Here is a 10,472-nt window from a genome sequence, read left to right as displayed (position 1 = left end):
CACCGACACCGGGCCACCCCCGCACACCCAAAACCCGCCGTGGTACAGGTGATTTACCGGTCAGATCGTCGCGATCATGGAGGGCAGGGGTCAGGGGTCAGGGGTGGCGGCGGGAGCCGCAGGCGACGACGTAGCCGAGAAAGGCCAGCCAGACCGAAGCGCCGATCCCGACCCGAAGCCAGGTCGGCAACGGCGCCGGGGTGACGAACGCCTCGATCAGCCCCGCCGCCACGAACACCAGCACCAGGCCGAGAGCCACCAGCACCCCGGACAGGCCGGCCTGCGCCACGGCCCGGCTCCGGCTCAGGTGCGCCGGCGGTGAGATCCACGCGCCGCCGATCCGCAGCCCCACCCCGGCGGCGATGAACACCCCGGTGAGTTCGAGCAGCCCGTGCGGGGTGATCAGGCCGAAGAAGACGTCCGCCCGGTCGTAGGAGATCATCACCCCGCCGGTCACTCCGATGTTGAGCGCGTTCATCCAGAGCAGGTACAGCACCGGGAGTACCAGTATGCCGGCAGCCAGACACTGCGCGGCCAACCAGGAATTGTGGGTGGACAACTGGACGGCGAAGTTCGGTGCGGCGTACTGGGTGTAGTAGCCGGCGAAGCTCGACTCGGCGAGCTCGGTCGCCGCCTGATCACCGATGAGTAGCCGGACACTGTCCGGATTGTCGGCCACCCACCACATCAGGAAACCGGTGAGCGCGCAGAACCCGACCGACACCGCTCCCCACCAGGGCGCAGCCTGGAGCACCGCCCGCGGGAAGTCGGTGGTGAAGAACCTGCCTACCTGCGTCCACCGCACCGTCCGCGTGCCGGTCAGCCGCGACCGGGCAGCCAGCACCAGCCCGGAGAGTCGGGTCACCAGCGCCGGATCCGGCGTCCGACTCCGGACGACCGACAAATGCGTGGCGGTACGCTGGTAGAGCGCCACCAACTCGTCGACTTCGGCGACGGAGAGTTGCCGACCACGGACGAGCTGTTCGAGGCGCCGCCACTGCGGCTCGTGCTCGGCCACGTACGCGTCGAGGTCCACGGCCACCTCCCGACCCATAGTGTTCACTGACGGAGTGACCGTGCAGACAACCGGGGGCACCAGGCTGGTCGGTGGCGAGGCCGTCGAGGTCGAGGTACGGCTGGCCAGGGTCGGTTCGCGGGTGTTTGCACTGCTGTTCGACCTGATCGTGCAGGCGGCGATCGCTCTGGTGCTGGTGGTGTTCGCCGGTCTGCTGCTCTCGTCGCTGCGGCCAGCAGTCGAGGTGGACGAGGCGCTCGGGCAGGCACTGCTCACCATCGGCGTGATCACGGTGCTGCTCGGATACCCGGTGCTGTGCGAAACCCTCAACAACGGCCGTACGGTCGGCAAGATGGCGGTCGGGATCCGGGTGGTACGCGACGACGGCGGCCCGCCGCACCTTCGGCACGCGCTGACCCGCAACCTGGTCGGGGTGGCCGCCGAGTGGCCGGGTCTGTTGCTGCCACCGTTCACCTGGATCGCGAGTCTGGTGACGATGTTGGCGAACAGCCAGGGCAAGCGACTCGGTGACCTGGCGGCGGGCACGTTGGTGGTGCATGACCGCGTCCAGACGTCCTGGGGTTGGGTGCCCGGAATGCCGTCGGCCCTTGCCGGCTGGGCTCGCACCCTCGACCTGACCCGGCTCGACGACGAACTCGCGCTGTCGGTGCGCCATCTGCTGGCCAGGGGTCACGGGTTCGCCGAGCCGGCCCGGTCGCAGCTGGTACGGCTGCTCGCCGCGGAGGTGGCGGCGGTGACCGCGCCGCCGCCACCGGCCGGGGTGCCCGGCTGGGCCTACCTCGCGGCGGTCCTCGCGGAGCGGCACCGCCGCGCCGGGCAGCGTCTGGCGCGAAGCCGTGCGGTGACCGCGACGCTGTGGCCGGAGTTGACCGGGCTCAGCCCGACCCGGGCGAGCGCGCTGCGCCCGGCTGTGCCGATGGGCCGGTCCGGCGCTGGGTCCGGCGCTGGGTCCGGCGTCGCCCAGTCACCGGTGGAGCAGTCGCCGGTGCCGGAGCAGTGGCGGGGGCCGGCCACGCGGCCGGCGGGACTGGGCGAGCTGGCCGGGCCGGGGGCGGGCCTCGCCGCGGACGGGCCGGCCGCTCCGGCGCAGCGCACCGGGCCCGAGTGGCCCCAGGAGAGCTGGCCACGGCCGCCGTGGCTCGGCCCGACCGGTGGCCAGCCGGACTGGACCGGGGTGCGTCGTCCGCCGGTCGCCAGTACGTTGCGGACGGCCGCTCCCGATCCGGCCGATCAGCCGCCGGCCGGATCTGGGGCGGCCGGACCGCCCGGATCCTGATCCGGGTGTGGCAGCATCGGTGCGGTGAAGGCGTTCATTCCGTGGCTGGTCGTGTTGGCGCTGGTCATCCTGCTGAACTCGGTCGGTCTGCGGCCGCTGGCGACCGCGCTCGCGCTGGGCTGGCTCGCCTACTGCATCTGGACCTGGGTCCGGCCGGGCAGCCGCCGGCAGCGCTGAGCCGGCAGCTGCGCACGGCGCTGAGCCGGCAGCTGCCACCGCGCTGACGACTCGCGATCGCGACACGCGCGAGTCGGTTATTTCCGGATTAGCTTGACAGCATGGCTACACACTGCAAATCTACGACTACGTCGCGTCACATCGCTGTCACGCTGACGCACGGGGGAACCAAACCGGGGGGATGCGCGGGGCGGCTGCCGGTGAGCGGAGCGGACGCTCGCCGCAGCTGCCCCGCGTACTTGGCGCAAGGCGCAGCCCTCATGTGACGCAGGCACCAGCGTCCGTCGCGCGGAGCTAGGCGAAGTCGACGTTCACCGAGGCGACGAACGCCTCACCGGCACCGGAGATCGTCAACGGCGCCGGCAGCGCCGGCCCGACCGCGGCCCGACCCGGCGACACCGCCACCGCCGCGAGACCGTCGTCGACCGCCACCCCACCGGCCAGGCAGAGCACCACCCGAGGCCCGCTGACGGCGACCGTCACCTGCGGCACCTCGTCGTCGAGCACGACCCGGTGCAGCGTGAACTCGGCGACCGGCGCCGGCCAGGTGATCACCCCGGCGGCAACCGACTGTGGGCGTACAACCGGGTCGGTGAGCACCTCGAATCGCAACACCCGCAACAGCTCGGCCACGTCGACATGCTTGGGGGTCAACCCGCCCCGCAGCACGTTGTCACTGGCCGCCATGATCTCGACGCCGGCGCCGTGCAGGTAGGCGTGCAGGTTGCCGGCCGGCATCCAGACCGCCTCGCCCGGCGCCAGCGTCACCTTGTTGAGCAGCAACGCCACCAGCACCCCGGGATCAGCCGGATAGTGCCGGGCCAGCCCGCGCAGCAGATCGCCGTCGGCCGCGAACCGCGGCGCAAGGTCGGCGACGGCGGCGACCGCCGCCGCGACCAGATCCGCCCGCCGATCGGCCGGCCAGGTCAGCAGCCGCTGCATCGCCTCACACAGCCCGTCCGGCCCGGTCCGCAGCGCCTTGACCACCGGCTCCAGCCCGTCGATGCGCAGCGCCGCCAGCACCTCGGCGGACCGCTGCGGGTCACGGAAGCCACAGAGCGCGTCGAAGTCGGTGACCGCGACCAGCAACTCCGGTTTGTGGTGCGGATCGGCGTAGTTGTATCCACCGGCGGTGGCCGACCCGGCCCGCTCGGCGGCGTACCGCTGTCGGGCCTGTGCCGCATCGGGATGCGCCTGCAACGACAGCGGCGTCTCGGCGGCGAGGATCTTCATCAGGTACGGCAGCCGGCCGCCGAACCGCTCAGCCGTCGGCTCACCGAGCCAGCCAGCCGGATCCTGGCCGATCAGCTCGGCCACGCTCACCGACGTACCGTCGCGTTGCACGGTCGACGGCGCACCCGGGTGCGCGCCCAGCCACAGCTCGGCCTCCGGGCCGGGTGCCGGTACCGGACGGCCCTGCAGCTGCGCGATGACCGTACGCGACCCCCAGGCGTAGTCCCGGATCTGGCCGGTCAACAGTTCCACGACGCGCCCGCCTCAGGTGGTGGAGAGTTCCTTCATCTCGGTGACCGCCGGCACCGCCATCGGATCCAGGTGATGTGCCAGAGCCAGATAGACGGAGGCGAAGTCGGGCACCGAGATCAGCGACGCGAGGCGTTCCAGCGCCGACCCGCCCTCGGCGGTGATCACGTCGCAGCGCACCCCCCGACGTTCGGCCAGAGTCTGCACCGCGTCCGCCCGTCGCTCCTCGACCGCCAGCGGCTCGTCCGCGTCGTCCTCCGGGTTGAGCCCGCCGTCACGCAGCAGCACCAGCCGCAGCCGGGTCAGCTTCTCCTCGGTTTCTTCGTCCGGGTCGGCGAAGATGTCCCGGGTCAGCTCGCCCAGCCCGCCGAACACCCCGTCGAGCAGCCCGACGCGGCCCCGGCCGGCCTCCCCGAGCGCACCGGTCACCACCGGGTAGCGGGCGTTGGTCGACAACGTGTCGCCGAACCGGCGGGCGGCCACCGACGCCACCGGCGATGAACCCCAGACGATCGGCACCGAACCGGCCAACCCGAGCGCGAGTGCCTTCGCCGGGTTGACGAACGACTCGGCGGCCGGCCGGCAACGCTCGGCGTCGGCGTCGAGCCGGGCGGCGGTCTCCGCCAGATCCGCCTCGTTGACCTTCACCAGGCCGAGCGCCCGGGCCGCCATCAGCACCGGCACGGTCAACGCCCAGAGACTGGCCCGGGCCGGAGCGCGGCGCGGCACCGGGATGAACGGTGCGCGTACCCCTTCGGCGACCGACTGCAGCTGCGAGTCGGGGGCACCGACGGCGACCAGCCGGGCTCCACGCCGGGCGGCGGCCTGGGCCGCGCCGAGCGCCTCCGGGCTGCGGCCCGAGGCGCTGACGGCGATCACCACATCGGCCGCGCCGACCCAGCCGGGCACGCCGGCGCTGCGGTGCGCGATCACCGGTACGGGGCAACGCGGGCCGGCCACGGTGGCCAGCACGTCACCGGTACGCCCGGCGGTGCCGATCCCGGCGATGACCACTGCCCGGGGTCGACCTTCCTCGCTGAGCACGCCAAGGTTTGCCTCGGCGGCCAACGCCGCCGCCTCCCGCATCTGGGCGCCCGCCGAGGCGGTGAACCGCAGCATTCCTCCCGGGTCGGCGGCGGCGAGCCCGGCGCTGTCGTCGAGCAGCGCCTCGTCGGCGACCCGCCGCCCGACCACGCCGGATGTTCCGTCGATCGGAACCGCCATCAGGAAGCCTCGCCGGGCAGCCGGGCCTCGTCGAGCAGCAGCACCGGGATGCCGTCGCGGACCTGGAAGATCCGGGTGCACTCGGGGCAGCTCAGCGTCGATGCTGTCGCGTCGTAGGTCAGTGGTGTGTGGTGGGTGTCCGGGCAGGCGAGGATCTCCAGCAGCTGCGAATCCAGGGCCATCGGGTGGCTCCTTCCACGTATCGGCGAACCGCAGGCAGGGTCGACCGCGCGGCGCGGACCGCGGTCGGGCGTACCCGCAAGAGATCCTATCCGCGTACGAGCGCGAGCACGCTGTCGCGCAGCTCGACCATCCGTTCGGCGGTCGGTGCCTCCACGTTGAGCCGCAGCAACGGCTCGGTGTTGGAGGCCCGCAGGTTGATCCAGGAGCCGTCGTCGAAGCTGACGGTCAGCCCGTCCAACTCGTCGGTGTCGGCGTCGGCGTACGCGGTCTTGACCTCGGCGAGCTTCGCCTGCTGGTCGGTGACCGTCGAGTTGATTTCGCCGGAGGCGACGTACCGCTCGTACTGGCTGGCCAGCGCGGACAGCGGCCGGTCCTGCTCACCGAGCGCGGCCAGCATGTGCATCGCGGCCAGCATGCCGGTGTCGGCGAACCAGAAGTCCCGGAAGTAGTAGTGCGCCGAGTGCTCGCCACCGAAGACCGCGTTGGTGCGGGCCATCTCCGCCTTGATGAACGAGTGACCGACCCGGGCCCGGACCGGTTCGCCGCCGTTCTCCCGGACGATCTCGGCCACCGCGCTGGAGGTGATCAGGTTGTGGATGACCGTCTCACCGGGGTGCTTGGCCAGCTCGCGGGCGGCGACCAGGGCGGTGATCGCCGACGGGGAGACCGGCTCGCCGCGCTCGTCAACGACGAAGCAGCGGTCGGCGTCGCCGTCGAACGCCAAACCCAGGTCGGCGCCGTGTTCGCGGACCGCCTTCTGCAGGTCGACGATGTTCTTCGGGTCGAGCGGGTTCGCCTCGTGGTTGGGAAACGAGCCGTCCAGCTCGAAGTACATCGGGATGATGTCCAGTGGCAACGCCGGCAGCACCGTGGCACCGAGGACGGCTGGCACCGTGTAGCCGCCCATCCCGTTGCCGGCGTCGACGACCACCTTCAGCTGCCGGATCCCCGACAGGTCGACCAACGTACGCAGGTGAGCGGCGTAGTCGGCGAGCAGCTCGCGCCGCTCCAGCCGGTCCTCGCCGGAGGGCACCTCGCCGCTGTCCAGCAGCGCCTGTGCCCGGTCGCGGATGTCGGTCAGCCCGGAGTCCTGGCCGATCGGGGCGGCCCCGGACCGGCACATCTTGATCCCGTTGTACTGGGCCGGGTTGTGGCTGGCGGTGAACATCGCCCCGGGCAGCTCCAGCGCGCCGGAGGCGTAGTAGAGCAGGTCGGTGGAGCCGAGACCGGCGTGCAGCACCTCGGCACCGGCGGCGTTGGCGCCGGCGGCGAACGCGTTGGCCAGCGGCGGGGACGACTCACGCATGTCGTGGGCGATGACGATCCGGTCGGCCTTGTCGCCAAGCTCGGCGAGGACCTGCACGAACGCGGTGCCGAGGGCGCGGGCCACCGTCTCGTTCAGCTGGTCCGGAGTGGTGCCACGGACGTCGTAGGCCTTGACGATTTTGGACAAGTCAGACAAGGTCTCGCTCCTCAGCAGTGCCGATGCCAACACAGGTGAGGGTAACGGAGCAGCGACGGCCACTCTCGGTCAAGGCGGGCCGGGCCATCCTCCGGCCGCCCGATGTTCATCCTCCGGCCGACCACCGACGCCGCTGCGTGACGACGTAGTCGCAGGTCAGCGCCGAATCCGGGGCAGCAGCATGGTCGCCCCGCCGGCCCCGGGCGCACCACCGTCCCCACCGGAATCGTGCTTGTCGCCGCGCCCCCGGCGGATCAGCAGCACCAGCAACGCCGCGCCGCCCGCGACCATGCCGAGACCGACGGTCAACACCCCGGTGCTGATCCCGAGACCCCCGCCGCCGCCCTGACCGGCGGTGGCAAGCAGGTCCGGGTCCGGCGGGGCTGCAGCGGGCACCGCACTCTGCTCGGCCACCGGCGCTTCCTCCGTGGGCTCCGGGGTCGGCTCCGGCGACGGCTCCTCGGTCGGTGACGGCGGGGCCGGTTCGTAGGTGCCGGCCTGCCGGCCGCCGACCTTCTTGCCGCCGACCTCCCGGCCCAGCAGCTCACCGCTGGCGGCGTACGCCTCGGCGACGATGTTCGCGGTGCCGGCCGGCGCCCCGGCCGCGAAAGCCACCTGGTAGCGCACCGACCGGCTCTTGCCCTTGCACAACTCGTCGTCCTCCGGTGCGGTCCGGTCGGTGATCAGCAACCCGCCGCCATCGTCGGCCACCGGCACCCGCACCCAGTCGTCGTCGATCCGCGCCTGCACGGCGACCTGGTCGACGCCTGCGCCGGGCAGCCGGATCGCCAGAGTGGTACGCAGCGACACGCACTCCTCGGAGCGTTTGGTGACCTTCACCGTCACCCCGCCTGCCTTCTCACCGGCGGTGAACTTGCTGGGCAGACTGAGCTGGACCCGCGCCTGCTGCTCCGCATCCTGCGCGCGCGCCGGAATCGCGGCGAGCATGGCTGTGCCGGTGGTCAGCAGGAGCACCGTCGCAAGCTGGGCTGCGCTACGCCGTACCGACATGTCCCGCCTCGCCTCCCGCGTCGCCGGCACCCGCGCCTCGGACACCGTCGGGCGACAGGCTACCGCGCGACCGTTACGCGCCCGGACCGCGCAGCGCGCCGTCGCGAACTCCGGCGAACAATCGCCCGAGGTCCGTCAGAGGTCGAGTCCGGTGAGGACCATCACCCGGGGATCGGTGTAGTCGTCCATCACGCTGCGGACACCCTCGCGGCCGACCCCGCTGCCCTTCACCCCGCCGTACGGCATCTGATCGGCCCGGTACGACGGCACGTCACCGACGATCACCCCGCCGACGGCCAACGTCCGGTGCGCGGTGAACGCCGTCTGCAACCGGTGGGTGAACACACCGGCCTGCAGTCCGTACGCCGAGTCGTTGACCGCCGCGAACCCGGCCTCGTCGTTCGCCACCCGGACCACGACGAGCACCGGGCCGAAGACCTCCTCGGTGAGCACCTTCGCGTCGGCCGGCACCCCGGTCAGCACCGTCGGCGGATACGTCGCACCGTCACGCCGGCCACCGACCTCGATCGTCGCCCCGGCCGTCATCGCCTCGTCCACCCAGGACTCGACCCGCTCGGCGGCACCTTCGTTGATCAGCGGGCCGACATCGGTCGCCTCGTCGGCCGGGTCACCGACCCGCAGCGCCCGCACGGCGTCGACCAGCCGGGGCAGGAAGCCGTCGTAGAGCCATTCGTGCACGTACACCCGCTGCACCGCGATGCAGCTCTGCCCGGCCTGATAGTTCGAGAAGGTGGCGATCCGCTGCGCCGCCCAGGTCAGCTCCTCGTCGCCGGTCCAGTCCTCGCAGATCAGCACGGCGGCGTTGCCACCCAGTTCAAGGGTGATGTGCTTCTCCGGCACCGCGCGGCGGATCAGCGCGCCGACCGGCCCGGACCCGGTGAACGACACCACCGGCAGGCGTGGGTCGGCGACCAGGCCGCCGGCCCGGTCGTTCGGCACCGGCAGTACGGAGACCATGCCGGCGGGCAGCCCGGTCCCCGGTCCGTCTGGCCCGGCGTCTGCTCCAGCTGGCTCGGTGACCTCGGCGATCAGCTCGCCGAGCAGCAACGCGGTCAGCGGCGTCGCCGGGGCCGGCTTGACGATGATCGGTGCGCCGACCGCGATCGCCGGGGCGACCTTGTGCGCCACCAGGTTCAGCGGAAAATTGAACGGCGAAATGCCCAGCACCGGTCCGCGCGGCACCCGGCGGACCAGCGCTATCCGGCCGGTGGCAGCCGGGTCGGTGTCGAGGCGTTGCAGGTCACCGGAGAAGCGCCGGGCCTCCTCGGCCGCCCACCGGAACGTGGAGACCGCCCGGGTCACCTCGGCCCGCGCCCACTTGAGCGGCTTACCGTTCTCGGCGGTGATCAACCGGGCGATTTCGTCGGCCCGCTGCGCCAGCCGGGCGCTGATGTGGTCCAGGGCGGCGGCCCGCCGGTGCGCGGGCAACGCGGCGGCCTGCGGCGCGACCCGGTGCGCGGCGGCGACCGCCTGCTCGACCTGGTCGGGCGTGGCCAGGCTGGTCCGCCCGACCAGCCGACCGTCGTACGGGTGACGTACGTCGAGCGGCTCGTCACCGTGCGCCGGCTCGCCGGCCAGCCAGAACGGCTTCGGGTCGGTACGGTCAGCGGCGGCGTGCTCCATCCGGCCAGCCTAGGCCAGGCCAGGGGCTCCAGCCGGGTCGCCGTGGTCATGGCTGGGCTGCCGGTCAGGGTGCGCTGCGCGGCAGCCGATAGCCGAGCTGCTGGGCGTACGTCATCAGCGGTCGCGTCGTCGGAACCAGCATTGTCACCTCCGTCGACCAGCGGTGTCCCCCGTTGTCCTCGAGTCGGCGACGCCGCAACGCTGTCTGCTCCCGCCGCAACGCTTCCAACCGCCGGGACGCGGTCGACCGTCCGGAACGCCAGTCCAGCCAGCGCAGCCACCAGTCACGCCACATTTCGGTGATCATTTTTCTCTCCTTAATCAATACTCAGGATTTCGTACGCGCGAGCAGTCGATAAAGCCCGCGGCGCTGGACGAATATCTCCCGCCGATCGGCGGCATCACCGTCCCGGTCGATGACGTATCCGGCCACCCAGACCCAGCCGTCGTACGTCTGCTTCCGGTCCACCGAGATGACCCGGAGCCTGATTCCTCGGCCGCCGGCGAACTGCACGCTCGCCTCCCGGCCGATCACCAGCACATCTCCCGGCTTCGGCTCCGGCGTCTGGACCAGCCGGCTATCCGTCACGCCTGACCAGCGGCCACGTCGGACGCCCACAGTTGGGACACCACCGTGACTTCACCTTGAACGACCACAGCCCGGCACAGAAGCCGAGCAGCGCCGCCCCGATAACCGCTTCAATTCCCAGCATCGACGCTCCTTCCACTGTCTCACCCATCCACATGAATGATCATGAGAGTCTCCCTCCCCGGGATCGATTTCCACCCTGGACTATCGGCCGGCGTCAGTGGAAGACTAGACCGGTTGAGATAGCTGCCACTCCGGTGTATTCGAGGTGATAATCATGAGTGAACTTCCGACGGAGCTCCGCCAGCTCCGGCTGTCCCCACGGCCCCGGCGTTGTTCCGGCTTGAGAGGTTCTGTCCGTGTTGAGAACCGGACACGAGGCGAGTTG

At 71.6% G+C, this 10,472-nt stretch carries 11 protein-coding genes; 2 read left to right on the top strand and 9 right to left on the bottom strand.

Annotated elements, in window-relative coordinates; genetic code table 11:
- Positions 1 to 97: 97 nt before the first annotated feature.
- Positions 98 to 1,036: a stage II sporulation protein M gene (locus ACFHVL_RS30080; protein ID WP_416631920.1), complete on the bottom strand. Its 939-nt coding sequence runs from the start codon at positions 1,034 to 1,036 to the stop codon at positions 98 to 100.
- Between the two features lie 40 nt (positions 1,037 to 1,076).
- On the opposite strand from ACFHVL_RS30080, the gene ACFHVL_RS30075 reads away from it, so the two are divergent.
- On the top strand, positions 1,077 to 2,312 hold the full coding sequence (locus tag ACFHVL_RS30075; RefSeq protein ID WP_416631919.1) for an RDD family protein: 1,236 nt from the start codon (positions 1,077 to 1,079) through the stop codon (positions 2,310 to 2,312).
- Positions 2,313 to 2,336: 24 nt separating this feature from the next.
- Complete coding sequence (locus tag ACFHVL_RS30070) at positions 2,337 to 2,489, top strand: hypothetical protein (RefSeq protein ID WP_416631918.1); 153 nt, start codon at positions 2,337 to 2,339, stop codon at positions 2,487 to 2,489.
- A 294-nt stretch (positions 2,490 to 2,783) separates the two neighbouring features.
- Here ACFHVL_RS30070 and manA read toward each other — a convergent pair whose 3' ends face one another.
- From manA to ACFHVL_RS30030, 8 genes are all read right to left on the bottom strand, one after another.
- Positions 2,784 to 3,974 carry a mannose-6-phosphate isomerase, class I gene (gene manA, locus ACFHVL_RS30065; RefSeq protein WP_416631917.1) on the bottom strand — a complete coding sequence of 397 codons (1,191 nt, stop codon included), beginning with the start codon at positions 3,972 to 3,974 and terminating at the stop codon, positions 2,784 to 2,786.
- Positions 3,975 to 3,986: 12 nt separating this feature from the next.
- Positions 3,987 to 5,195: an SIS domain-containing protein gene (locus tag ACFHVL_RS30060; RefSeq protein WP_416631916.1), complete on the bottom strand. Its 1,209-nt coding sequence runs from the start codon at positions 5,193 to 5,195 to the stop codon at positions 3,987 to 3,989.
- Positions 5,195 to 5,377 carry a Trm112 family protein gene (locus ACFHVL_RS30055; protein WP_416631914.1) on the bottom strand — a complete coding sequence of 61 codons (183 nt, stop codon included), beginning with the start codon at positions 5,375 to 5,377 and terminating at the stop codon, positions 5,195 to 5,197. Before ACFHVL_RS30055 ends, ACFHVL_RS30060 begins: the two co-directional genes overlap by 1 nt.
- 86 nt (positions 5,378 to 5,463) lie before the next feature.
- Complete coding sequence (locus tag ACFHVL_RS30050) at positions 5,464 to 6,840, bottom strand: phosphomannomutase/phosphoglucomutase (RefSeq protein WP_416631913.1); 1,377 nt, start codon at positions 6,838 to 6,840, stop codon at positions 5,464 to 5,466.
- A gap of 156 nt (positions 6,841 to 6,996) precedes the next feature.
- Positions 6,997 to 7,896 carry a hypothetical protein gene (locus tag ACFHVL_RS30045; protein ID WP_416631912.1) on the bottom strand — a complete coding sequence of 300 codons (900 nt, stop codon included), beginning with the start codon at positions 7,894 to 7,896 and terminating at the stop codon, positions 6,997 to 6,999.
- Positions 7,897 to 7,986: 90 nt separating this feature from the next.
- Complete coding sequence (locus ACFHVL_RS30040; RefSeq protein WP_416631911.1) at positions 7,987 to 9,495, bottom strand: aldehyde dehydrogenase family protein; 1,509 nt, start codon at positions 9,493 to 9,495, stop codon at positions 7,987 to 7,989.
- 64 nt (positions 9,496 to 9,559) lie between these two features.
- Positions 9,560 to 9,802, bottom strand: a complete 243-nt coding sequence (locus tag ACFHVL_RS30035) for a hypothetical protein (RefSeq protein WP_416631910.1) — start codon at positions 9,800 to 9,802, stop codon at positions 9,560 to 9,562.
- 21 nt (positions 9,803 to 9,823) lie between these two features.
- The gene (locus tag ACFHVL_RS30030; protein ID WP_416631909.1) at positions 9,824 to 10,084 is read right to left on the bottom strand and encodes a hypothetical protein; all 261 of its coding nucleotides are present in this window, start codon (positions 10,082 to 10,084) and stop codon (positions 9,824 to 9,826) included.
- Positions 10,085 to 10,472: the final 388 nt, after the last annotated feature.

This window comes from Micromonospora sp. LOL_023 (genome assembly GCF_048060115.1).
Classification (GTDB): Bacteria; Actinomycetota; Actinomycetes; order Mycobacteriales; family Micromonosporaceae; genus Micromonospora_E.
The sequence above is the reverse complement of the archived record's forward strand: the minus strand, read 5'-3'. Positions and strand labels throughout refer to the sequence as shown.

Bases quoted from the DNA above. Each gene is read 5' to 3' on its own strand.
- ACFHVL_RS30060 (WP_416631916.1), bottom strand. From the start codon at position 5,195: ATGGCGGTTCCGATCGACGGAACATCCGGCGTGGTCGGGCGGCGGGTC.
- ACFHVL_RS30055 (WP_416631914.1), bottom strand. From the start codon at position 5,377: ATGGCCCTGGATTCGCAGCTGCTGGAGATCCTCGCCTGCCCGGACACC.
- ACFHVL_RS30040 (WP_416631911.1), bottom strand. From the start codon at position 9,495: ATGGAGCACGCCGCCGCTGACCGTACCGACCCGAAGCCGTTCTGGCTG.
- ACFHVL_RS30035 (WP_416631910.1), bottom strand. From the start codon at position 9,802: ATGATCACCGAAATGTGGCGTGACTGGTGGCTGCGCTGGCTGGACTGG.